22 protein-coding genes are annotated in these 24,189 nt (G+C 58.8%); 14 read left to right on the top strand and 8 right to left on the bottom strand.

Annotated features, from left to right (window positions below; translation table 11 throughout):
• Positions 1-170: 170 nt before the first annotated feature.
• On the top strand, positions 171-344 hold the full coding sequence (locus FFH21_RS11960) for a DUF6026 family protein (protein ID WP_011168458.1): 174 nt from the start codon (positions 171-173) through the stop codon (positions 342-344).
• 157 nt (positions 345-501) lie between these two features.
• Here the strand turns inward: FFH21_RS11960 and FFH21_RS11955 are convergent, their stop codons facing one another.
• Positions 502-993: a GNAT family N-acetyltransferase gene (locus tag FFH21_RS11955; RefSeq protein WP_004658555.1), complete on the bottom strand. Its 492-nt coding sequence runs from the start codon at positions 991-993 to the stop codon at positions 502-504.
• 635 nt (positions 994-1,628) lie between these two features.
• On the opposite strand from FFH21_RS11955, the gene glgA reads away from it, so the two are divergent.
• The 10 genes from glgA (at position 1,629) to FFH21_RS11905 (ending at position 15,702) form a co-directional block, all read left to right on the top strand.
• Complete coding sequence (gene glgA, locus FFH21_RS11950) at positions 1,629-3,227, top strand: glycogen synthase GlgA (RefSeq protein ID WP_004658556.1); 1,599 nt, start codon at positions 1,629-1,631, stop codon at positions 3,225-3,227.
• Positions 3,228-3,242: 15 nt separating this feature from the next.
• The gene (gene treZ / locus FFH21_RS11945) at positions 3,243-5,066 is read left to right on the top strand and encodes a malto-oligosyltrehalose trehalohydrolase (RefSeq protein ID WP_011168456.1); all 1,824 of its coding nucleotides are present in this window, start codon (positions 3,243-3,245) and stop codon (positions 5,064-5,066) included.
• Positions 5,056-7,134: a 4-alpha-glucanotransferase gene (gene malQ, locus FFH21_RS11940; protein ID WP_004664945.1), complete on the top strand. Its 2,079-nt coding sequence runs from the start codon at positions 5,056-5,058 to the stop codon at positions 7,132-7,134. Before treZ ends, malQ begins: the two co-directional genes overlap by 11 nt.
• Entirely contained in the window at positions 7,131-9,914 is a 2,784-nt protein-coding gene (locus FFH21_RS11935) for a malto-oligosyltrehalose synthase (protein WP_011168455.1), read from the top strand. Before malQ ends, FFH21_RS11935 begins: the two co-directional genes overlap by 4 nt.
• A 17-nt stretch (positions 9,915-9,931) precedes the next feature.
• Positions 9,932-10,318 (top strand): DUF2934 domain-containing protein, encoded by a 387-nt coding sequence (locus FFH21_RS11930; protein WP_011168454.1) that lies wholly within the window; start codon positions 9,932-9,934, stop codon positions 10,316-10,318.
• 158 nt (positions 10,319-10,476) lie between these two features.
• A complete protein-coding gene (gene glgX, locus FFH21_RS11925) occupies positions 10,477-12,660 on the top strand; it encodes a glycogen debranching protein GlgX (RefSeq protein WP_011168453.1) in 2,184 nt (727 codons plus the stop codon).
• On the top strand, positions 12,657-13,670 hold the full coding sequence (locus tag FFH21_RS11920; RefSeq protein ID WP_004664940.1) for an acyl-CoA dehydrogenase family protein: 1,014 nt from the start codon (positions 12,657-12,659) through the stop codon (positions 13,668-13,670). The genes glgX and FFH21_RS11920 overlap by 4 nt, the downstream gene beginning before the upstream one ends.
• A 13-nt stretch (positions 13,671-13,683) precedes the next feature.
• Positions 13,684-14,457 carry a PIG-L deacetylase family protein gene (locus FFH21_RS11915; RefSeq protein WP_011168451.1) on the top strand — a complete coding sequence of 258 codons (774 nt, stop codon included), beginning with the start codon at positions 13,684-13,686 and terminating at the stop codon, positions 14,455-14,457.
• The gene (locus tag FFH21_RS11910) at positions 14,454-15,080 is read left to right on the top strand and encodes an SAM-dependent methyltransferase (protein ID WP_004658565.1); all 627 of its coding nucleotides are present in this window, start codon (positions 14,454-14,456) and stop codon (positions 15,078-15,080) included. Before FFH21_RS11915 ends, FFH21_RS11910 begins: the two co-directional genes overlap by 4 nt.
• On the top strand, positions 15,049-15,702 hold the full coding sequence (locus tag FFH21_RS11905; RefSeq protein WP_002553273.1) for a glycosyltransferase family 2 protein: 654 nt from the start codon (positions 15,049-15,051) through the stop codon (positions 15,700-15,702). Before FFH21_RS11910 ends, FFH21_RS11905 begins: the two co-directional genes overlap by 32 nt.
• Positions 15,703-15,709: 7 nt before the next feature.
• On the opposite strand, the gene FFH21_RS11900 is transcribed toward FFH21_RS11905, so the two are convergent.
• From FFH21_RS11900 to pcaD, 4 genes are all read right to left on the bottom strand, one after another.
• Entirely contained in the window at positions 15,710-16,750 is a 1,041-nt protein-coding gene (locus FFH21_RS11900) for a dienelactone hydrolase (RefSeq protein WP_041924785.1), read from the bottom strand.
• 362 nt (positions 16,751-17,112) lie between these two features.
• Positions 17,113-17,721 (bottom strand): FMN-dependent NADH-azoreductase, encoded by a 609-nt coding sequence (locus FFH21_RS11895; protein ID WP_011168449.1) that lies wholly within the window; start codon positions 17,719-17,721, stop codon positions 17,113-17,115.
• Between the two features lie 74 nt (positions 17,722-17,795).
• The gene (locus FFH21_RS11890) at positions 17,796-18,755 is read right to left on the bottom strand and encodes a LysR substrate-binding domain-containing protein (protein WP_011168448.1); all 960 of its coding nucleotides are present in this window, start codon (positions 18,753-18,755) and stop codon (positions 17,796-17,798) included.
• Positions 18,756-18,834: 79 nt separating this feature from the next.
• Positions 18,835-19,626, bottom strand: a complete 792-nt coding sequence (gene pcaD, locus FFH21_RS11885; protein WP_011168447.1) for a 3-oxoadipate enol-lactonase — start codon at positions 19,624-19,626, stop codon at positions 18,835-18,837.
• A 126-nt stretch (positions 19,627-19,752) separates the two neighbouring features.
• On the opposite strand from pcaD, the gene FFH21_RS11880 reads away from it, so the two are divergent.
• On the top strand, positions 19,753-20,109 hold the full coding sequence (locus FFH21_RS11880; RefSeq protein WP_004658570.1) for an MmcQ/YjbR family DNA-binding protein: 357 nt from the start codon (positions 19,753-19,755) through the stop codon (positions 20,107-20,109).
• On the opposite strand, the gene FFH21_RS11875 is transcribed toward FFH21_RS11880, so the two are convergent.
• Positions 20,104-20,538 carry a DUF1294 domain-containing protein gene (locus tag FFH21_RS11875; protein ID WP_004664931.1) on the bottom strand — a complete coding sequence of 145 codons (435 nt, stop codon included), beginning with the start codon at positions 20,536-20,538 and terminating at the stop codon, positions 20,104-20,106. The genes FFH21_RS11880 and FFH21_RS11875 overlap by 6 nt on opposite strands.
• Positions 20,535-21,365, bottom strand: coding sequence for an undecaprenyl-diphosphate phosphatase (locus FFH21_RS11870; RefSeq protein WP_004664929.1), 831 nt, complete (start codon positions 21,363-21,365; stop codon positions 20,535-20,537). The genes FFH21_RS11875 and FFH21_RS11870 overlap by 4 nt, the downstream gene beginning before the upstream one ends.
• A 251-nt stretch (positions 21,366-21,616) precedes the next feature.
• Between FFH21_RS11870 and pnuC the strand changes: the two genes are divergently transcribed.
• Both pnuC and FFH21_RS11860 read left to right on the top strand, forming a co-directional pair.
• A complete protein-coding gene (gene pnuC / locus FFH21_RS11865) occupies positions 21,617-22,180 on the top strand; it encodes a nicotinamide riboside transporter PnuC (protein WP_004664927.1) in 564 nt (187 codons plus the stop codon).
• Positions 22,177-22,710, top strand: coding sequence for an AAA family ATPase (locus FFH21_RS11860; protein WP_011168445.1), 534 nt, complete (start codon positions 22,177-22,179; stop codon positions 22,708-22,710). Before pnuC ends, FFH21_RS11860 begins: the two co-directional genes overlap by 4 nt.
• Here the strand turns inward: FFH21_RS11860 and FFH21_RS11855 are convergent.
• Complete coding sequence (locus FFH21_RS11855) at positions 22,698-24,023, bottom strand: sigma-54 dependent transcriptional regulator (RefSeq protein ID WP_011168444.1); 1,326 nt, start codon at positions 24,021-24,023, stop codon at positions 22,698-22,700. The two genes, FFH21_RS11860 and FFH21_RS11855, sit on opposite strands and share 13 nt — an antisense overlap.
• Positions 24,024-24,189: the final 166 nt, after the last annotated feature.

Raw genomic sequence — 24,189 nt, 5'->3', positions numbered from 1 at the left:
TTTGTCGCGATTAATAAACATTCGCGACAATTAAAAATAAAAAAGTTCCAAAATCATGCAAAAGAAATCAAAATCGGTGCCGATAGAGAGGGTAAGCAGCGGCGCTCATGGATTGAAAGTCATTGCCACGGACCTTTCTGAGGTTGAATCCGCCATTTGCGAGGTGAGCAATGGGCACTGTACTACCAGCACTTGCACCACAAACCCTGTATGTCACGATCCGCCGCGACGAATTGCGTGCATTGAAAGAAGAGCGCGAGCAGTTGCAGAAAAAGGTCGCTCATTTGAGCTTGATGCTGCAGCAACCCCACTTGTCTGCACCCGGCAAGATGCTTCAAGCCTGACTGCATTGCATCACCCCTTAAAACGCTTCAGGGCAAGCCCGATATTCTGGCTTGCCCACCTGATCTGCTCTCACAGTCTGCGCCCCTTCCCTGTCCGATTCTGCTGAACAGTTTTCCCTTGCACCCGACACGGCTGCACACAAACCTGCTGCGTACTTTATAGCGCCTTCTGCCAGAACATGGCACGCCCCATTTCAGGGCTCAACTGGTAATTGTCGAAACCGAGCTTCCTGTAGGCACCTTGAGCTACCTCATTGCCCTCCAGGACCTCAAGTGTCAGTTTGCAGCAACCTCGCTGGCGTGCAATCTCTTCCACCTTGAGCAACATTTTCTGGCTGATGCCCATACCGCGGTATTGAGCGACGACCGCAACGTCGTGAATATTGACCAGCGGACGACAGGCAAAGGTTGAAAAACCCTCAAAGCAATTGACCAGCCCTACCGGCTCTCCGGAAATGAACGCCAGCACACTGAAAGCGTAGGGACGTTTGGCCAGCTCGATAGCCAACTGCTGACGCGCATCGCTCGACAGCGGCCGACCTGTACCCATGACATCCATCGAATATTCGTTCAGCACAAATCCAATTGCATCAGCGTGCACGGGATTCGTGTAACTCGCTTGCAGTACCAATACCTCGGGGGCTTCCATTTCCATCCTCGTCAATTCAATAAAAGTGATTCTGTAAAATCAGTCAAAGGGTAACTCTTTCAGGCCAGCACGTTATTTCAAGCCAGCTCTGTGACTAGAGCGTCTAGCCCGATTCTATCCTGCCTCGCTGCAAAATGTTCCAGCGCGGATGTAGGAATTTTCTCGCCACGCCCACAGATTGACCGCCAGACGCACCCAGAAAAGGCGCGACGCACCGATGGGGCTCATGAGCACCTCCACTCACCCGCTTTTTTCGATAAAAAAGAAACGCATGAACTCGATTGTCGAACGATCCGACGACCGGTCATGCGCCCTCGGGACTCGAATTTAACCCATAAAAAAGCGCAACGACTGCCGGGCAGGCCCTTGCAGCGTGCCAACAAGCGCGGCTTCAAAGCCCTTGCCAGACATTCGCGCAGAATAAAGTCGAAACTTCTCCAAAACGCCCCGGTCAGGTGAATGGAGCATCTATGCTATTGGCTGACATCCGGTAATGGCGACATCACGCGGCTTTGTCACTACGCATGGTCCAAACGGGTATTGATCTTGCGTAGTGCACGTATGTGTACCCGGCCATAGGAAATGGCCAATAAAAATCAAGTGATGCACCAAGACTGTTTTAAGGGGAAAAATCGATGATTAGCGCCGCTGTCAAAACCCAGAAGGGAGAGAGTTTTAACCAGCCTGTCGGCGAGCTGACTCATCTGCCAGTCTTCTCTACCAAGAGCGTTCCTTTGCTGCAATTACCAACCTCGACAATTCAGCCTACGCCGACCATGTCTCAGGTCAGCAGACGCAAAGTGTTGTTCGTGACCTCGGAATTGGCCGACCTGGTGAAAACCGGTGGGTTGGGCGATGTATCCGCCGCATTGCCACGAGCAATGCGCCACCTGCATGACGTGCGGGTTCTTATTCCAGGTTATCCGCAGGTCATCAACAGCGGAAACCCGATCCATATCATCAGCCAGCTGGGCGGGCATGCTGCACTGCCACCTTGCAAGGTGGGTCGCATGGACATGAAAGATGGCCTTGTGATCTACGTGTTGATCTGCCCTGAGCTTTACGAGCGTGAAGGCACGCCTTACGCCGACAGCGATGGCCGCGACTGGTCCGATAACCATATTCGTTTTGCCCGTCTGGGGCTCGCGGCTGCCGAATTTGCGGCTGGCGAAGTGAAAAGCCAATGGTGCCCCGAGCTGGTCCATGCCCATGACTGGCCTGCCGGCCTGGCACCTGCTTATATGCGCTGGCGCGGGCAGTCCACGCCAAGCATCTTTACTATTCACAATTTGGCCTATCAAGGGACCGTGAGTACCGCTTCGAGTCGTGAACTGGGCATTCCAGATGAAGCGATCACCCCGGAAGGCATGGAGTTCTACGGCAAGCTGTCCTTCATCAAGGCAGGCATGGCCTTCGCGAGCCACATTACGACCGTGAGTGCAACCTATGCTCGGGAAATCACCACGCCAGAGTTTGGTTGCGGCCTGGAAGGTTTTCTGCAGAGCAAGGCTAACAAGGGTCAGCTCAGCGGCATCCCTAACGGAATCGACGAAAGCTGGGATGCAGCGACCGACGAACACCTGATCTGCCACTTTGCGCCCAACGAATGGACGCGCAAGGAAATCAACGCCGACTATGTGCGTGAGCTGTTTGAGCTGGATGCCTCGACCGGGCCCTTGTATGCAGTGGTTTCGCGCCTTGTGTATCAAAAAGGCCTGGACCTGACCATCGGGGTTGCCGAGCACATCGTCAACAACGGCGGACAAATCGCAATTATCGGTCGCGGCGAGCCCGAGGAAGAAGATGCCATGCGCGAGCTGGCCGCACGCTTCCCGGGGCGCATTGGTGTACGTATCGGCTTTAATGAAACCGACGCACGACGCATGTTCGCCGGCAGCGATTTTCTGTTGATGCCATCGCGCTATGAACCCTGTGGTCTGAGCCAGATGTACGCGCAACGCTTCGGCTCCCTGCCTGTCGCACGCAACACCGGCGGCCTGGCGGACACAATCGAGGACGGCGTGACCGGCTTCCTGTTCAAAGAATCAACCATCGAAAGCTACACCGAAGCCCTGAACCGCACGTTTCAGGTATTCGCCCACCGTGAGCTGCTCAACGCCATGCGCTGCCGTGCAATGGCTGCTCCCTTCAACTGGCATCAGGCAGTAGAGCCCTACGCAGATCTCTACCGTGACCTGTTGAAGAAAAACGTGAGCATTTCCAGCAACTACTAGTTTAAGGATCAATGGATGCCACTGCGTACAGACGATAACTGGCGCCACGGCGCCGTCTTGCTAGACCCCGAACACACCCGGTTTGCCCTCTGGGCACCGGATGCCAACTACGTAAATGTCGAACTCCAGGATGGCCAGGGTGTTCAGTCACTGGCCATGCTGCCCCAGCCGGACGGCTGGTTCGTCCTTGAGGCCCGCTGCGAAGCGGGCACTCGATACCGCTTCAAAATCGACCATGAACTGGAAGTGCCTGACCCCGCCTCTCGCGCGCAGGACGACGATGTTCATTCCCAAAGCTTCGTAGTGGACCCTCTGGCCTATTCATGGCAAAACACCTCATGGCAAGGTCGGCCGTGGCATGAGGCGGTGATCTATGAGCTGCACGTAGGTGCGATGGGCGGCTATGCTGCGGTGGAAAAACACCTGCCGCGCCTTGCGCAAATGGGTATTACCGCGATCGAGCTGATGCCGCTTGCGCAGTTTCCCGGTGATCGCAACTGGGGCTACGACGGCGTTCTGCACTACGCCCCGCAATCTTCCTATGGCACTCCGGAAGAGCTCAAACACCTGATCGATACAGCTCACGGTCTTGGCCTGATGGTGATACTGGACGTGGTGTACAACCACTTCGGCCCGGACGGCAACTACCTGGGAAGTTACGCCAAGGATTTTTTCCGCAGCGATCTGCATACCCCGTGGGGCGATGCCATTGATTTTCGCCGCCCGCAGGTGCGCGACTTCTTCGTCGACAATGCGCTGATGTGGCTGCTGGAATACCGCATCGACGGCTTGCGCATGGACGCTGTGCATGCCATTCGCGATGAAACGTTCCTGCCAGAATTCGCAACTCGCGTACGCGGCCAGATCGAGCCGGGCAGGCACGTGTGGCTGAACCTTGAGAACGAGTTCAACCAGGCCGGTCTTCTGGAGAAAGGCTTCGATGCACAATGGGACGACGACGGGCACAACACTTTGCACGTGCTGCTGACCGGTGAAACCGACGCCTATTATTCCGACTTCGCTCAGGAGCCTACGCAAAAGCTTGCGCGCCTGCTCAGCGAAGGGTTTGTCTATCAGGGCGAACAGACGCGGCATGGACACACGCGAGGAGAGCCCAGCGGCCACCTTGCGCCGACTGCCTTTGTATTGTTCCTGCAGAACCATGACCAGATCGGCAACCGCGCACTCGGTGAACGTTTGCCGCAGCTGTGCACGCCTGCTGCGCTGAGGGCCGCAACCGCCCTGTTGCTGCTTTCGCCGATGATTCCGCTGATGTTCATGGGCGATGAGTGGGCGGCCAGCGAACCGTTTCTGTTCTTCACCAGCCACCATGGCGAACTGGCCGATGCGGTGCGCGAAGGACGTCGCAAGGAGTTCGCCGACTTTGCCGCATTCGCCGATCCGGAAAAGCGCGAGCACATTCCCGACCCGAACGACATCAAGACATTCGAGGCATCACGTCCGGCGTTTTCGGCAGTTGATCTGGACACCGACAAAGGCCTGGATCACCGCAGCTGGGTCGACTTTTATACGCAGTTGCTGGCTTTGCGGCACAAGGAAATCATGCCGCGCCTGCCCGGTGCACGCTTCCTGAAAACCGATATTCTCGGCGACAAGGCAGTCAGTGCACGCTGGGTGCTTGGCGATGGCAGCGAACTGCGTATCGACCTGAACCTGAGCGAACAGGCTGTCGATGCTCCGCCGCAGCAAAATGCCCGGCAGATATTCTCCAGCGCCGCAAAATCGTCCGAACTTTCCCCGCAGGCCATCCTCAATCCTTACACGGCCATTGTCAGCCTGACAGCAAGTGATGTTCTGGAGGAACAGGATGAACAATGAGCAATTGGAGAGGCTTGCGACCGAGGCAGGGCTATCGGTGCATTGGGTCGATGCCAACGCTCGGCCGCAGACTGTCAGCCCTGATGTGCTGCGCAAGGTTCTGGCGGCGCTGGGCTATCCGGCCGAAAACGGCGAGGCTATCGATGCCAGCCTGTTAAGTCTGCAAAACGACAGCCACGGCAAAAGCGCCCCGCCGCTGCTGACGGTCGACGCGGACAGTAATCTGGATCTGTCCGAGTGGTTTGCGCCGCAAACGCCATTCACGCTGCACCTAGAAGACGGTTCATCGCTGGACGCCAGGCTAACCGCGTCCGGCGAACTTCCAGCGCTGGCACCGCCCGGCTATCAACAGTTGGAGATTGCCGGTCAACATCTGACCATCGCTGTCGCCCCTAAAACCTGTTTCAGCATGGCAATGGCCACCGATGCGCCGAAGCCACATGGCTGGGGTCTGACTGCTCAGCTTTACAGCCTGCGCCGCGAGGGTGATGGCGGTTTTGGCGATACGGAAGCACTGGAGAAGGTTGTTCGCGCTGCCGGAGAGCGCGGGGCCGACGCGCTGGGCATCAGCCCGATCCATGCAATGTTCGCCAATGATCCACACCGTTACAGCCCTTATTCGCCGTCCAGCCGACTGTTTCTAAATAGCCTGTATGCGTCGCCCGGTGCCATTCTGGGTGAACATGCATGGCGTCAGGCGATAGAAGACGCGCGCGTCGGCGACGAAATGAAGCAACTGGAAGCGCAGCAGTTGATTGACTGGCCTGCTGCTGCCCAGGCCAAGTGGAAAGCGCTGCACAAGCTGTATGAAGGGTTCAGTGCGGGTGATCACCCCTTGCACGAAGACTTCAACAGCTTCCGCCACAGCGGTGGCGAGGCCCTGGAGAACCACTGCCGCTTCGAAGCGCTGTGTGCCGAATCCGAAACGTTGAATATCGGCAGCAATTGGCATGAATGGCCGGAAGAGTTCAAAGACCCTCGTAGTGACGCCGTCGCAGCATTTGCCGAAGCGCACAGCGAGCACATCAGTTTTCATGCATTCGCTCAATGGCTCATCGCCTGCGGCCTGGAGCGTGCGCAGTCTGCCGCACGCAGCAGTGGCATGCGCATCGGCCTGATCGCCGACCTGGCAGTGGGTGCCGATGGTGCCGGAAGTCAGGCCTGGAGTCGTCAGGACGAGTTGCTGTCGGCTCTGACTGTTGGCGCACCACCCGACATTCTCAACCGTGCCGGCCAGAGCTGGGGGATTTCCGCGTTTTCACCGGACGGCCTCAAGCGTAACGGTTTTCGCGCGTTCATCGAGATGCTGCGGGCCAACTTCGCCCATGCCGGCGGGTTGCGTATCGACCATGTCATGGGCTTGCAGCGGCTATGGGTCATCCCTCAGGGGGCGCCTCCAAGTGAAGGCGCGTATCTGAATTTCCCGTTGGACGACATGCTTCGCCTGCTGAGTCTGGAATCCTGGCGGCACAAGGCGATCGTGCTCGGTGAAGACCTTGGGACTGTGCCTGAAGGTCTCAGCGACAAGCTCAGCGCTCGGGCGATTCTGGGCATGCGTGTGCTGCTCTTCGAACAGAACAACGGTCAGTTCAAGCCCATCCTTGACTGGTCGGACCAGGCACTGGCCACCACCAGTACCCACGATTTGCCGACACTGGCAGGCTGGCTCAGCGAGCTGGATATCGAGTGGAATGCCCAGCTGGGTCACATCGACGAGCAACATGAATCGCAATGGCGTGAAGAACGCGGGCGCGAATATGCAAGCCTGTGCCGAGCCTTGAGTCAGAACGTCGACAGCCTGCCGTCCGACAGCGAAGACCCTGAGCAGATCATCGACGCGAGCATCCGCTATCTGGGTCACACGCGCGCTCCACTGGTGCTGCTACCGATGGAAGATGCGCTGGGTGTCAAGGAGCAGGCCAACCTGCCCGGCACCATTGACAGCCACCCTAACTGGCGCAGACGCCTCCCCGGCGATGCGGCCTCCTTGCTTGATAACCCGAATGCTGCTCGACGACTGGAATTGCTCTCCCAATCCCGGCTGCAAGCTGCGGAGCGTGACCAATGACCCGTCCATTACAGCCTTTGCGCGCTACCCAGCGTTTACAATTTCATAAAGATTTCACGCTCGACGATGCGGTGCCACTGGTGCCCTACTTCGCCAGCCTGGGGATCAGCCATGTCTATGCCTCGCCGCTGCTCAAGGCGCGTGCTGGCTCAATGCATGGTTACGACGTCGTCGACCCCACCGTCATCAACCCGGAACTGGGCGGCGAGCCTGCCCTGCTGCGTCTGGTATCGGCCTTGCGCGAACACGGCATGGGGCTGATCCTCGACATCGTCTCCAACCACATGGCCGTCGGTGGTGCAGACAATCCCTGGTGGCTGGACCTGCTCGAATGGGGTCGTCGCAGCCCGTATGCCGAGTTCTTCGACATTCAGTGGAATTCGCCGGATCCGTTGCTGGAAGGCCAGTTGCTGCTGCCGTTTCTGAGCAGCGATTACGGCACCGTCCTGCAGGCCGGAGAAATCCCGCTGCGCTTCGAAGCCGAGCGCGGCATGTTTTATATCGAGCACTACCAGCATCATTTCCCGATCTGCCCGCTGACCTATGATTTATTGCTTCAGGCAGTCGAACACCCGCAATTGAAGGAAATGGGCCAGCGCTTCACTGCGCTTGCTCAATACCCGCAAGCCTACGAACGTGCACGTCAGGCCAGAACCGAGCTGGCCGAGCTGGCTAAAGATCCGCAGGTGCTCAAAGGCATCGAGCAGATCCTTGCGCACTTCGACTCCAGCAAGCCGGAAGGCTTTCAGCGTCTGCATCAGTTGCTGGAACGTCAGCACTATCGTCTGGCCAGCTGGCGTACTGCCGGTGATGACATCAATTGGCGGCGCTTCTTCGACATCAACGAGCTAGGTGGTTTGCGTGTCGAACGGCCGCAGGTATTTGAAGCCACCCACGGCAAGATATTCCAGCTGATTGCCGACGGCCTGGTTGACGGGTTGCGGATCGATCATATCGATGGGCTGGCCAACCCGCGCGGCTACGGCCGCAAGCTGCATCGCCGAGTAAAAAGCCTGCTCAAGCTGCGTCCTGCCGAGGCGCGCATTGATCATCTGCCTATTTTCGTCGAGAAAATTCTGGGGCCGGATGAGCCGTTGCGTGAAGACTGGAGCGTGGACGGCACGACCGGCTACGAGTTCATGAATCAGGTCTCGCTGCTGCAACACGATCCCATGGGCAAAGAGCCACTTGGGGAGCTGTGGAATCGACTGACGGAACGTACCGCTGACTTCGATCAAGAAGTGCTGGTGGCCCGGGATCTGGTCCTGCACGGCACACTGGCGGGCGATTTCGAGAACGTCGCGCAGTCGTTGCTGCAAGTTGCACGCAGCGACTTGATGAGTCGTGACCTCACGCTGGGTGCAATTCGACGTGCCCTGCTCGCGCTGATCGTCAATTTTCCGATTTATCGTACCTATATCTCGGTATGCGGCCGCTCGGCGCAGGACGACAAGTATTTCCAGCAGGCAATGGAAGGCGCTCGCACCACTTTGAACGAAGGCGACTGGCCAGTGCTGGATTATCTGGCACGCTGGCTGGGTGGCGAAGCGTGGCGCAAACTGCCACGCGGACCGTTGCGCAAGCTGTACAAGAATGCGTGTGTACGGTTCCAGCAACTGACCTCCCCGGTTGCCGCCAAGTCGGTTGAGGACACCTCGTTCTATCGCTCTGCAGTGCTGTTGTCGCGCAACGACGTAGGCTTTCATCCGCAGCATTTCAGTGCGCCGGTGGAAGACTTCCATCAGGTCTGCCTGGAGCGTCTGGAAAAATTCCCCGACAACCTGCTGACCACTGCAACGCACGATCACAAGCGTGGCGAGGACACACGTACACGCCTTGCGGTCCTGAGTGAATGTGCGCCGTGGTACGCCGAACAGGTAGAACGCTGGAGACAGCTGGCAGTGCCCCTGAAAGGCGAAGACCCGGCCATCAGTGCGGGTGACGAGCTGATGCTTTATCAGGCCTTGCTGGGCAGCTGGCCGCTGAGCCTGGAGGGCGAAGAAGCTCACCAGGAATACGCGAAGCGCATGGTGCAGTGGCAAGAGAAAGCCCTGCGCGAAGCCAAGCTGCAAAGCAGCTGGAGCGCGCCGAATCAGCCTTACGAAACGGCTTGCCGCGAATTTCTTGAACGTTTGCTGTTGGCTCCTGAAGCGCTCGCGTTGCGCCAGTCACTGAGTGCAACGGCCAATCGTATCGCGACCGCCGGGGCACTCAACAGTCTGGCGCAAACCTTGCTACGCTTGACCGTACCCGGTGTTCCCGATTTGTATCAGGGCACCGAGTTCTGGGATTTCAGCCTGGTGGATCCGGACAACCGGCGACCGGTTGATTATGCAGCCCGACAGAAAGCGCTGGCAGAAGATGCAAGCGCTGCCGACCTGCTCGATAACTGGCAGGATGGCCGCATCAAACAGGCGCTGATTGCGAAGGTTTTGAACCTGCGTGCCGAGCACCCAACGCTGTTCAGCGAGGGGCGTTATCAGCCTCTGGAAATAAAGGGTAGCCACGCCGGGCACGTGATGGCTTTTGCCCGGGAGACACAAGGAGTGCGCGCTATCATCGTAGTCCCACGCACAAGCAGTGAACTATTGGGTACTGCGCAAACTCCATTGATTAATGCTGCCAATTGGGGCGACACACGGATTATGCTTCCGTTTGCCGACTCTGGATCTGACTGGAAAGGACTCTTTTCCGACGGTGTCGCAACACACGTTCGGGAGATACCGCTCAGTGCAGCGCTTGAAAGATTTTCCGTCAATTTGCTTATTCAAACTATGTAATAGCTGGGAGTCTCAAGATGAGTGCCGACGAAAAAAGAATTCGCGATTTTGCTTACCAAATCTGGGAGTCCGAGGGTAAGCCCTCCGGACACGACGAGCGTCACTGGGAGATGGCGCGCAAGCTTGCAGAAGCAGAAGCCCTGGCACCTGACAAGTCCAGCGTGCGCAAGTCGAGCAAGCCCAAGCTGCCTGAAGTAGACAGCGCCAAGGGCGCGGCCAAGCCTGTGGCGAAGTCAGCACCAGCAGCAAAGCCAGCGGCCAAGCCCGCAGCTGAAGCCAAGCCAAAGCCAGCGGCCAAGGCGGCTCCCAAGCCTGCTCCCAAAGCCAAGCCGGCTACCGCTGCGCCAACTGATGCCCCAGCCAAGCCTGCTGCCAAGAAGCCACGCAAACCGTCGAATTCTTGAAACTCTTCTGGCCGGGCGCCAGTCCATTGTTGCAGGTCGCACTCTGATCGGAGATGAGGCCTGCTACACCCCCATACTTTATCGTCAATATTGAAGCCTTCGTGGCTTCGATAGCGGCCTTGGCCGCTCAGAAAATCATTCGACGTCAGGAAATCATCATGAATACGAAGTCCACTCCAACGGCAGAAGATAATTCAGCCCCGCAAGACAATCCAGGCAGCACCCCGTCTCGCATTCGTGAAGGACTTCCCTTTCCTCTCGGCGCCAGCTGGGACGGCCTGGGTGTCAACTTTGCCCTGTTTTCGGCCAACGCCACCAAAGTAGAGTTGTGCCTGTTTGACTCGACCGGTGAAATCGAACTGGAACGCATCGAACTTCCGGAATACACCGATGAGACGTATCACGGCTACCTGCCCGATGCGCACCCGGGCCTGATCTATGGCTATCGCGTCTACGGCCCTTATGACCCTAAAAACGGTCATCGCTTCAACCACAACAAACTGTTGATCGACCCGTATGCCAAGCAACTGGTCGGCGAATTGAAGTGGTCTGAAGCATTGTTCGGTTACACCATTGGTCATCCTGACGGCGACCTGAGCTTCGATGAACGTGACAGCGCGCCCTTTGTACCGAAGAGCAAGGTGATCGACGAGGCTTACACCTGGGGCCGCGATCAGCGAGTCGGTACGCCTTGGGACAAGACCATTTTTTATGAAACCCACGTGCGCGGCATCACCATGCGCCACCCGGAAGTTGCCGAAGAGCTGCGCGGCACGTTTGCCGGTCTGGGATCAGCTCCCGTTGTCGACCACATCCGCAAGCTGGGTGTGACATCCGTCGAGCTGCTGCCGATACACGCCTTCGTCAACGATCAGCATCTGCTGCAAAAAGGAATGACCAACTACTGGGGCTACAACAGTATTGCGTTCTTTGCGCCAGACCCGCGTTATCTGGCGAGTGGCAAGATTGCCGAGTTCAAGGAAATGGTTGCGCACCTGCATCATGCCGGGCTGGAGGTCATTCTTGATGTGGTCTACAACCACACGGCCGAAGGCAACGAGCTTGGCCCTACCCTGTCCATGCGCGGTATCGACAACGCCTCCTATTACAGGCTGATGCCGGACGACAAGCGTTATTACATCAATGACTCAGGCACCGGCAACACCCTCGACCTGAGCCACCCGTGCGTACTGCAGATGGTCACTGACTCCCTGCGTTACTGGGCTTCGGAAATGCATGTCGACGGGTTCCGCTTCGACTTGGCAACCATTCTGGGTCGCTACCACGATGGTTTCGACGAACGTCACAGCTTCCTGGTCGCCTGCCGTCAGGACCCGGTGCTGCGTCAGGTCAAACTGGTCGCCGAGCCTTGGGACTGTGGCCCAGGTGGCTATCAGGTCGGCGGTTTCCCACCAGGCTGGATGGAGTGGAACGACAAGTTTCGTGACACCGTACGTGCCTTCTGGAAAGGCGACGAAGGCCAATTGGCAGACTTCGCGGCACGCATGACCGCCTCCGGCAACATGTTCAACCAGCGCGGTCGGCGTCCACAGGCGTCGGTGAACTTCATCACCGCGCACGATGGTTTCACGCTGCACGATCTGGTGTCGTACAACGACAAGCACAACGAAGCCAACGACGAAAACAACCAGGACGGCAGCAACAACAACCTGTCCTGGAACCACGGCGTCGAAGGCCCGACCGAAGACGCGGAAATCAACACCCTGCGTCTGCGTCAAATGCGTAACTTCTTCGCTACTTTGCTGCTGGCGCAAGGTACGCCGATGATCGTCGCCGGTGATGAGTTCGCCCGTACCCAGCACGGCAATAACAATGCCTACTGTCAGGACAGCGAAATTGGCTGGATCAACTGGGATCTGGACGAGGACGGCGCAGCATTGCTCAAGTTCGTGACCCGCGTGATCAAGCTGCGTCAGACCTACCCGATCCTGCGCCGCAGTCGCTTCCTGGTGGGCGATTACAACGAAGAAATCGGCGTCAAGGACGTAACCTGGCTCGCTCCGGATGGCAACGAGATGAGTGTCGAGCAATGGCACGATGCCAATGGCCGTTGCCTGGGCATGTTGATGGATGGCCGTGCACAGGAAACCGGTATCCGTCGTCCAGGTGCCGACGCTACGCTGCTGCTGGTCGTCAACGCGCACCACGACGGGGTCAACTTCACCCTGCCGGAAGTGCCTGAAGGCACCCATTATGAGTGCCTGATCGACACCAATCAGGATGATGCACGCAGCAAGGAGCACTTTGCGTTCGGTTCGCAATATACCGTCACGCCGCGCTCGCTGCTGCTGTTCGAACTGAAGCGCGAAGACCAGCAATGATTGATGCCTTGAGTGAGTTTCTCGACTGGCGCAAGCACGGTTATGCCGATACGCGTGCGCTGGGCGAGTGCTTGCAGGCATTGGTCAACGAAGGTCTGGATCAGCTCCCCCTGCCTGCCAGCGGTCAGACACTTGAGCGCTGGCGGGCGCTGGCCTGCATTGCAGGCCATGACCTGGGGTTGTGCAAGTTGTACGAGGGGCATACCGACGCCTTGGCGATCATGGCGGAACTGGGTGCCCCGCCCCCCGAACAATTCAGCACCTGGGGCATGTGGGCGGCAGAGCCGCCGCAGGCACGGGTGAATATCAGCGGCACTGGCGATTCAATTCGTCTGAATGGCCGAAAAGCGTGGTGTTCTGGTGCTACGGCCTTGAGCCATGCATTGATCACCACATGGGATGAAGAACATCGCCAGCAACTGGTGGCGGTGCAACTCGACCAGCCCGGCGTGCATATGACCAGTGATGGCTGGCGCGCAGTTGGCATGGGCGCCACCGGCAGCGTCGAAGTCGTGTTCGAGCACGCTACCGGGCAAGCGATTGGAGCGCCGGGCGGCTACCTGAAACGGCCTGGCTTCTGGCAAGGCGGCATCGGCATCGCGGCGTGTTGGTATGGTGCCTCCCGGGCGATCGCCCAACGCTTGCTGGCACAGGTCGGCAAACGCGAAGAGCCACACGCTCTTGCGCACCTGGGTGCTGTAGATGTCGCGTTGCACGCAGCAATCGATGTACTGCGTGCCGCCGCTGCGCATCTGGATCAGGCCCCGGCTGAAAATGCCGAGGTGCTCGCCAGACGCTGTCGTGCCTACGTGGAGTACGCTGCGGAACTGGTCATTCAGCACGTGGGCCGCGCGGTAGGTGCGGGTCCTTACTGCAAGGACCCGCACTTCGCTCGACTGATCACCGACCTGCCGGTTTTTCTGCGCCAGAGTCATGCCGAGCAGGACCTTGCTGCACTGGGTCAATTGACGGGTAAACGGCTGCCAGCTTTACGCACGTGGTCACTATGAGAGCGTATCCATCATGAGCGAAGGCTTTCTAGTCAGCGACGACGAGTCTGGCCAGGGCACGCCTCTGGCTGCCTGGAACGCCTCCGGCAAACTGCGCAGCGTACCTGCGATTACGGCAGACCTGCTGGTGCCGAACAATTGCAGGGCGGTCATCACCGCCCCGCATCCGGACGATGAAGTACTGGCATGCGGCGGCTTGATGAGCCAGTTGGCGCAGCTGGAACGCAATCTGTTGTTGATCTCGGTCACTGACGGCACTGCCAGCCATCCGGGCTCCACGCTCTGGCCTGTCGATCGACTGTCTGCAATCCGGCCCCAGGAAAGCGCCGAAGCCTTGAATCGTCTCGATATTCCCCTTGAGCGTCTTGAGTGGCTGCGCTGCGGCTTGCAGGATGGTGCCGTGGCCGAGTCCGAAGATCAGCTGGCAGAGTTTCTTGAACGTCATCTGGGCCCTGCCGACGTAGTGTTCGCCACTTGGGCAGAAGATGGTCATGGCGACCACGAAGCCGTTGGCCGCGCCAGTGCAAGAGCCTGTGCGTCTACCGGGGCGCAGCTTTGCGAAGTACCGGTCTGGGCCTGGCACTGGGCTGACCCTGAAGATGAGCGTCTGCCATGGGACCGCGCACGCAAGTTGCTGCTGGACCCGGCGACCCTTGCTCGTAAACGCGATGCCGCTCAGGCGTTCGTCAGCCAATTGCAGGGTGACCCGACCATCGGTCTTGCGCCCGTTCTGCCAGCCGTTGTTCTGGAAAGACTGCTGCAACCGTTTGTACTGGTGTTTGTATGAGCGTCGAAGACGGCTATTTCGATGAACTGTTTCGCAACAACGATGACCCGTGGGCGTTCAAGCAACGCTGGTATGAGCGGCGCAAGCGTGCGCTGACACTGGCCGCGCTGCCCCGTGAACACTATCGCTCGGTATTCGAGCCTGGCTGTGCCAATGGCGAACTCAGTGCCGACCTTGCCGGTCGCTGTGACGCACTGGTGTGCTGCGACACGTCAAACCTGGCGGTGGATCTGGCACGCGAGCGTCTGGCAGGCCTGCCCCATGTGCGCGTGTTGCAGGCCCGTTTGCCAAAGCAATGGCCGCAGGGACAATTTGATCTGATCGTCTTCAGCGAACTGGGTTACTACCTCGACGTCGATGACCTGCACCGCCTGATCGACTGCGTTCTATCCTCGCTTTCACCTGACGGCCAGTTGCTCGCCTGTCACTGGCGTCCTGATATCGAGGGCTGCCCGCTGAACGCGCAGGCTGTACACGATATCCTTGCCGAACGCTTGGCCATGCACCGCCTTTTCAGTCATCACGAACAGGATTTTCTGCTGGACCTGTGGAGTCGTGATGGAACCTCCGTAGCAGAACAGGAATTCTCCGATGATCGGCATTCTGATCCCGGTGCACAATGAAGAGCAGCTACTCGATTTGTGCCTCGAAACGATAAAGCAGGCGGCTGAACACCCGGATCTCAAGGGTGAGCGAGTAGAGGTGCTGGTGGTTCTCGACAGTTGCACCGACAGCTCGGCAGACATCGCGCGAGCGCACGGGGTGATGGTCCTTGAGGTCTCGGCCCGCAACGTCGGACAGGCACGCGCCGAAGGAGCAGCTTTTCTCCTCGACCGAGGTGCGCGCTGGCTGGCCTGCACCGATGGCGACAGCACCGTGGCGAATGACTGGCTTGCCGAGCAACTGGCACTGGATGCCGATGCGGTATGCGGGACCGTCATGCCCGGCGATTGGAACAAGGATATCTCTGCGGCTGCGCAGGCGGCTTACCTCAAGCATTACCAGCACCGGGACGGCCATCGGCACATTCATGGTGCCAACCTGGGTGTCAGCTCAATTGCCTATATCAGTGCAGGCGGATTTCCGGCACTGGCCTGCCACGAAGACGTGCATCTGGTTCGCCAGCTGGAGCTGATCGGCGCGCGGATCGCCTGGAGCTGCCGCCCGCGGGTCACGACCAGTACCCGCCTGGACTCAAAAGCCAGAGGCGGGTTTGGCGACTTTCTGAGTTCGCTGAACGCCTGAAAAGCGCTTATTCGTGATGCGCTGTCTGCATACCTGAATGGTCAGGGTCGGCAGAATTGAGCGCCGTGCTGAAGAAGCGCACAGCTTCTGCGCTCAGGTTGCGGTGAATGTCTTCGCGGTCCACTCCGTCAGGGTCGTTGCACAGTAACGGTGCGCTCGAACGCTGTTCGTCACTGCACGGTGCCATAAAGACAAAGTGCCCTGCCCCCGCCAACAACTTATAGTCCGGTGCCTGCGGCAGTTTGCGCGCCAGCGCTTCGGCGTTGCGGTCGATGGCCAGCAACTGGTCGTCATCCCCGGCATACATCAGCACCGGTACATGCACATCGCCCAGCGTGTGACGGCCGAACATCAGGCTCAACGGGGCCATCAACATCAGCGCATCGACCCTGGGGTCAGCCTGGGCATGCAGGTCATCGCGGTCAGCGACCAGCTCCCCTTGAGTCTTGCAGGCGTCACGGTCTGTGGGGCGTTCGAGGCAATACTGGCGCAGGCGCTGTAGATCAGGCTGCGCGCCCGCAAGAATAAGCGCAGTTTCGCCACCCGCCGAATAGCCGATCACGCCCACCTGACGAGCATTGAGATAAGGGGCAAGCATAGGGTCGAGCAAGGCCGTGCTGATCGCTTCAGAGATCTGCAGCGGGCGACCATACAGGTTACTCAGGCTGCCCAACCGACTGTGATCACGATCATTGTCGCCAGGATGAACCACAGCAACCACCACAAACCCTTGGCGCGCCAATGATGTGGCCAGGTCATGCAACGCCAGCGGTGTACCGGTATTGCCATGAGACAGCAGCAGCAACGGGAACCGGCCCATTGCAATCGGCGCATTTTCGCCGGCCTCGACGCGATAGCCGTGCAGGGTGCTCCACTGCTCACTGGCGGTCGACGGGTAAAAAGCGATGGCCTGCACCGGCTGTGAATCCAGCGGGTCGGGGAAACTCAGCTCGTGATAGCCCGCGCTCCAGGCGTCATCGGCCTGAGCGTGAACCGCAATCAGGCTGTCGAGCAAGCAAACCAGCATCACTGCACAAAGACGTACCATCGAAAGGCCCAACCTTTGCAAATCCGGAGGCTCGCCCGGATAGTCCATTCAGCGCTTGTGTCGAGCATCGTGCTCCAGCGCGCCGCTCTCACCCAGATGAGAGTGTGTAAAACAGAAATAGTGCACAAGCCGGGCCATAAACCGCCCGTTCTTTTCAGCAATCGTGAAAAGCACCACAAAACTGCAAACACAGTGCCGCGAAGATGCAGTTTAGTCCTTGAATAGCCCGCTTACCTGTAAGGAAGCTGTCAAGGTTGAGTAAGCTCAAGACTGCGTGCATTTATGCGGCGCACAAAAAAACTCCACAACCCGGCGCACGTTGCTCGCGCGAGTTGTGGAGTCTTGTTCAGACCATCACCGACTCAGGCGGCGAACAGCTCGCTCTCGATATGTTGCTGCGCGGCTGTCATGGCGTTGGCACGCGGCTCTTCACCATAGGCCAGGCCGTGCGCACGAACAAATTGCAGGTCGGTGATACCGATGAACGCGAACAGCGCCTTGAGCAGTTCTTCGTGGCCAGCGCCGGTTGGCTGCCCGACGTGCAGGCCACCGGAAGTGGAAACGATAATAACCTTCTTGCCGCCACACAGGCCTTCAGGGCCGGCTTCGGAATAACGGAACGTGCGGCCGGCAACCATGATCCGGTCAAACCAGGCTTTCAACTGGGACGGGATAGTGAAGTTGTACATCGGCGCACCGATCACCAGCACCTCGGCGGCAAGAAACTGCTGCAAGGTGGCTTCATTAGTGTCGACTTCCTGTTGCTGGGACGCATCTCGGGCTTCTACAGGGGTACCCGCTGCGGCAAGACTGGCAGCAGAGAAATGCCCGAGGGCTTCGCTGGCGAGGTCGCGGTAGGTTACCTGGCTGTCGGCATGCGAGCGCTGATAGGCCTGAACGACCTCATGGGTCAACTGACGCGAAGCGGAATGATCGCCGAGGATGCTGGAATCGAGGTGCAATAAATTCATAACGTAGCTCCTTAAAGAAAATCGCCACTTAGCGATGAAGTGGCGAGCATCCTATCCTTGATCGCAATAGATGATTAGTGGTCTTGAATGCGACTGTTCGTTCTATGAAGAGAACAATAAAGCGAGTCGGGACTAAAGCTTAGCTCTTTGAACGAGGTTTCGAAAACATCCAGCAGCCCTCTGACCGCGGGAAGCAGCCCACGGCGCGAAGCAAACACGGCGTGCACGATGCCGCACTTTGGCCGATGCTGACTGAACAGTTCCACCAGGCGTCCGTCCTGCAAGGCTTCCCGGACAATCAGTTCCGGCAGTTGCGCCACCCCAACCCCTTGCAGGGCGGCCTGCAGCATCATGTCCAGATCCGAGCTGATCAGCCTCGGCGTGTGGCGAATTTCAGCATAGTGGCCGGAAGTAGTTTCCAGCAGCCAGCGATGCTCATGGCTTGAAGACGGCGTGTCGAGGCTGGGCAGTGTTGATAGCGCCTCGAGTGTCGATGTTGCGGACAGCCTGGCAGCCAGATCCGGGCGTGCGACCAGACGTTGAGCACTGTGCCCGAGCAACTTGACCACCAGCCCGTCGTCTTCCAGTGGCGGAAAGCGCACACGCAACGCGATATCGATGTTCTCCGTCAGCGGGTCGACGCGGCGGTTGGTGCTTTCGACCTGCACCTGAACCTTCGGGTGATCGGCCGCGAACCGGGCAATGGTCTCGTTGAAACCCATCGCCGCCAGTGCGGGAGGACAGCTGATCGCCACCCTGCCCTGCGGCTCGGACTTGGAACGCAGAATGGCCTCTTCAGCAGCCTCGGCTTCGACCAGCATTGCCACGCAGTGAGCGTAGTAATCGCGCCCGCTCTCGGTCACGGCGAACGTGCGCGTCGAGCGGTGAATCAGTCGTACACCCAGGCGCTCTTCCAGCCCGGCAATACGACGGCTGAGCTTGGACTTGGGAATCCCCAGCTTACGGCTTGCGGGCGCAAAGCCGAGGCATTCGACCACCTGAACGAAATAAAACAGATCATTGAGATCAAACACCCGGCCACCTCGCTTTCAGAGCCGCGAGTATGCAGCGCCACGGCAAGCCTCTCCATACCGGGTTTCAGATCCCGCCAGCTCACTCGGCCGTCAGGAATGCCAGCACCAGCACCGTAAATGATTCCCCGGCCTCGACACTGGATAGATGAGCCGCGTGCAATTCGATCATCTGCGAACCTTTAATGCGCTCGACCATGAAGCGCCCGTCCGCCGGGGTGGTTACCGCATCTTCAGTGCCGCAGACGACCAATACCGGCAACTGAATGGAGGCAATCTGCTCACGGAAATCTGCATCACGCACGGCAGCGCAATTAGCTGCGTAGCCCTGTGGCGATGTGCGGGCCAGCATACCGACAACCGTGTCGACCACAGCAGGCTCGGCATGCGCAAATGAAGGCGTGAACCAGCGCGCAACAGAAGCATCACGCAATGCAACCATGGCTGACTGCCCGTCACGCAGAACGGTTTCGATGCGAGGGTTCCAGATATCAGGGTTGCCGATTCTGGCTGCCGTATTGCACAGCACGACCTTGCGCAGGCGCTGCGGCGCATTGATCGCCAGCCACTGACCGATCAAGCCGCCCATGGACAAACCACAGAAAAAAGCCGTGTCTATGTGCAGCGCATCCAGCAACGCCAGCAAGTCGCGACCATTCTGCTCGATGCTGTAACTGCCCTCGCTGACCAGCGATTTGCCATGCCCGCGCGTGTCGTAGCGCAACACCTGGAAATGACGAATGAACGCAGGAATCTGGTTGTCCCACATATGCAGATCAGTGCCCAGCGAGTTGGACAACACCAGCACCGGCGCACCGGCCGGGCCTTCGAGCAGGTAGTTCAGTTCACCATCGGCGAGTTGCACGGCAGACATTCGAGACTCCGGAGAAGGACAAACCTGCACACTAATGAGTGTCGCAGCAGCATACAATCCGCTGATCGAATATCCGTGCGGCTATCGAACAGCTTACCGCTCGACGCCTCACTGAAGGAGCATTCCGTGAACAAGACCCGTAACAAAGAAGACATCGCCCGGTTCTGCCTGGACTTGCCAGGCGCCCGAGAGGATTACAAATGGGGCGGTGTGCGCGTATTTTCCGTTGCCGAAAAAAAGATGTTCGCGGTCATGGACCTGGTCGGCCAGGACCTTTCATTCAAGGTCCATCCGGAACTGTTTCTGGGTTACGTGGATCGGCCCGGCATACGGCCTGCGCCTTACCTGGCCCGCGCGCACTGGATCAGCGTGGCAGACCTGCACACACTGAGCGACGATGAAGTGCGTGATCTGCTGACCCGCTCCCACCAGCTTGTAGTCGGCAGGCTACCGAAACGACAGCAGATCGGCTTGAAACTATAAAGGCAACAGCTGTAAAAGCCGCTTGCCCAGAAACAGCCAGTCAAGCCACAGCACCTGATGCGCCAGCACGATCAGCCAGAACACGATCTGGAAAGATACCTTGCGGGTCTTGTGCCGAAACACCTGTTGCGCCAGCAATGCTCCGGGCCAGCCACCGAGCAGCTCGGTGGCATGCAGGACGTTCTCCGGCGTACGCTGACCGCCGCTTCCGGCCTGTCGCTTGTCATGCCTATAGAGCACAAACGCCAGCAGGCTCATGAATATCAAAGCCAGCGCCGGGATCAACGTGACCTGCCTGAACCCCAGCGACGCCGAGCCGTAGACCGGTAGCACACAGAGCAGCAGGAACGCTGACACCTTCAGGCGCAATTGCCGGACCGGTGCCCTGCCCCGACCGGCTGGCCGCTGCGGCTCGCGAGCCCGCGTCATGCCTTGGCCGATGCCCAGTCGATCCAGCCAAACTGCCAGGTCGCCAGAATCAGCAGGCCGAAGGCGATGCGATACCAGGCGAACACTGCATAGCTATGAGTTGCGATGAACTTGAGCAGCGCGCGAACTGCGATCATCGCGAAGATGAACGAGGTAATGAAACCGATGGCAAACACCGCGAAGTCGTCCGGGCGAAACATGTCCCGGTATTTGTAGCCCGAATACACGGCTGCACCGACCATGGTCGGCATGGCCAGAAAGAACGAAAATTCGGTCGCTGCCTTGCGTGACAAGCCGAACAGCAGGCCGCCAATGATGGTCGAGCCCGAGCGCGATGTGCCGGGGATCATCGCCAGGCACTGCACCAGCCCGACTTTCAGCGCATCGCTCCAGGTCATGTCATCGACGGTTTCGGTGCGCACAGTATGCTCGCGGCGCTCGGCCCAGAGCATGATCACACCACCCACGACCAGCGCCGTTGCCACGGTAATGGCATTGAACAGGTAATGGTGGATGGTATCGGCGAAAATCACGCCCAGCACCACGGCCGGCATGAAGGCGATCAGCAGGTTGAGGGTGAAACGCTGCGCTTGCTGTTGCTTCGGCAAGCCTGTGACAACGTCGAGAATCTTGCGCCGAAACTCCCAGACCACCGCTAGAATCGCACCCAGCTGGATGATGATATTGAAGGCCATGGCGCGCTCGCCGCCAAAATCGATCAGGTCGGCGACGATGATCTGATGCCCTGTACTGGAGATCGGCAAGAACTCCGTCAGCCCTTCTACAACACCCAATATCAACGCCTGAGCAGCGGTCCAAAGATCCATCATTCCCCCATGAAGCGATGCCGCAGGCTCGCTGTTTAATGTTGTCGTATAAAAAATGCTTGCCACTATGCCGTCGCGTGCCTGAACGAAGCTTGAAGAAAGTCGCGCAAATGCAAGGCGCGGAATACTAGCAGACCTCCGCGCACAAAGCCTGCTGACGTGCAGCCTGACGCAACACAAGCTCCACGCCGCGCGCAGAAGCGCATACAATCGCCGCCCCTGCCCCTCACAACCCTCACCAAGGAGCCGCCATGTCCGGGCTTGAACTCTTCGCTGCCGCCATTGGCGTTATCGCGGTCTGGCTGACAGTGAAGCAGAATCCCTGGTGCTGGCCAATCGGGCTGGTGATGGTGGTGATCTACATCTGGATATTCTTCGACGTGAAGCTGTATTCGGACATGCTGCTGCAGGTCATCTATGCAGGCTTGCAGATCTACGGCTGGCTGCAGTGGACTCGCCATGGCGACGGCCTGCTGGTCAAGGCTGTCACTGTGCTGCCGAGCCATTCAGTGCTTAAAGGGCTGGCGGTCGGCGCAGTCATCAGCCTCGCGCTGGGCGCTGGCATGGCGCATTTCACCGACGCCGCACAGCCCTGGCTTGACGCAGCACTCACGGGCTTCAGCCTGGTGGCACAAGTGTGGATGGCACACAAACGCGTTCAGTGCTGGCCGCTATGGATTGTGCTGGATGTGATTTTTGTCGGCCTGTTCATCTACAAAGAGCTGTACCTGACCGCTGCACTCTATGCGCTGTTCACCCTGCTGGCCGTGCAGGGCTGGCGCGAGTGGCGTAACGATCTGGCGCTGGCGCGATGAAAGTCCTGGTCCTGACCGGGCCTGAGTCCAGCGGCAAGAGCTGGCTGTCGGCCGAAATACAGAATCGGTTCGGCGGCCTGCTGGTCGGCGAATATGTACGTCATTTCATCGATCAACAGGGGCGCGATACCCACTACGCCGATATTCCGGCCATTGCTAGGGGCCAGCTGGACTGGGAGGATACTGCCCGCGCCAGCGAGCCGCACTTGCTGATACTCGACACACACTTGCTGAGCAATGTGCTCTGGAGCCGCACCCTGTTCGGCGACTGCCCGGCGTGGATCGAACAGCAACTGCTGAACCGCTCTTACGACCTGCACCTGCTGCTGTCGCCCGAGGGCGTGGACTGGATCAGCGACGGGCAACGCTGCCAGCCGCAGTTGCGCGAACGCCAGGCCTTCTTCGACAGCAGCCGGGAATGGCTGGACCACCATCGGCAGGCCTATAAGGTGCTGGGCGGTGACTGGCCGCAGCGCCGCGAACAGGCGATGGCGGCTGTCTCCCAGTTGCTAGGAGCTCAGCGAATCTGATGCTTGTGTAACAGCCGATAGAAGGTCGGTCGCGATATACCCAGCACTCTGGCCGCCACACTCAGATTGTCACTGTGGCGGGTCAATACGTCGCACAATGCCTGGCGCTCTGCACGTGATTTGTATTCTTCCAGCGTGCCCATGCTGCCAGCACTGTCCTCTTCGCCCAGCAAGCCCAGGTTTGCCGCTTCTATCTGTCGGCCTTCGGCCAGCAGCAGCCCGCGCCGTACCCGACCGGCCAGCTCCCGCACATTACCCGGCCAGTCGTGCTTGCCCAGCGCCACCAGCGCATCCTGGCTGAAACTGCGTGCTCGCCTGCCGCTGTCCTGACTGTAAAAATGGGCGAAATGATTGGCCAGCAACGCCAGATCGCCATGACGCTCACGCAAGGGCGCCACCCCGACCTGCAGCACATTGAGCTGGTAATACAGGTCTTCACGAAAGCGCTTTTTCCGCACCGCCGTTTCAAGATCCTCACGGGTCGCGGCCAGCACCCGCACATCCACTGCAATCGACTCACCGCCGCCCAGGCGCTCGATTTGCCGGTCTTCCAGAAAGCGCAACAGCGACGTCTGAGTTTCCAGCGGCAGATCACCGACCTCGTCAAGCAGCAGCGTGCCGCCGTCAGCAGCTTCAAGCAGCCCGATCCTGTGCGCTTGAGCACCATCAAACGCATCATCCTCATGACCGAACAGCTCGGCCTGGATCGAATGCCCGGTGAATGCACCGCAATCCACGACAACAAACGGTTTACCGCGTCGCTGAGACTGCACATGCAGGCTGCGTGCGATCAGCTCTTTGCCCGTACCTCGCTCGCCCCGAATCAATACCGGTGAATCGATAGGTGCCAGCCAGCTCAACAACTTGCGCAGCTCACGAATGGGCCGACTGTCGCCCAGCAGCTCGGCCTCGGCCTCGGAAAGCGCCAGCCCGCCTTGCGCTTCGGGGCGGCCAGCCGCGAACGCTTTGTCCAACGTGCCATGCAACCGCGCTGCATCGAAAGGAAGGGCGTGAAAATCGAAAAACCACTGGCAAACGAAATCGCCTATTTTTTCGCGTTGCAGATCGTTGGCTGACAGCACTGCAACCCAGCGCATGTTGCTATGGGCGACAAGCTCTTGAAGCCTGGGCAATTGTTCGAAATGACCGGACGTCAGGCGAATCAGGCCCACGTCACGATCGGGACTGAAGGTAGAACCTGAGGTGCTTTCCTGCACCGTCCATCCGGCATCACTCAAAGCAGGGATCAGAGGATGACAGTCGTCACCGCCGTCGATGATTAGCAGATGTCGCGTTGGGGCCGATCCATGCATGAAGTTTCCTTGGTGCCCGACGTGGAGTGGGATTTTTAAAAGCTTTCCATAAACAGCATGTTGGCGAGCCCAACTATCACCCTAGCAACTTTTTGACGCAGCGTTGTACCGTTTGGGTCTAACGCTCATAACCCTCTGTCACTAACGCCGTCGCTGCTGAAGGATG

Source organism: Pseudomonas sp. KBS0707 (genome assembly GCF_005937945.2).
Taxonomy (GTDB): domain Bacteria; phylum Pseudomonadota; class Gammaproteobacteria; order Pseudomonadales; family Pseudomonadaceae; genus Aquipseudomonas; species Aquipseudomonas amygdali.
The sequence above is the reverse complement of the archived record's forward strand: the minus strand, read 5'-3'. Positions and strand labels throughout refer to the sequence as shown.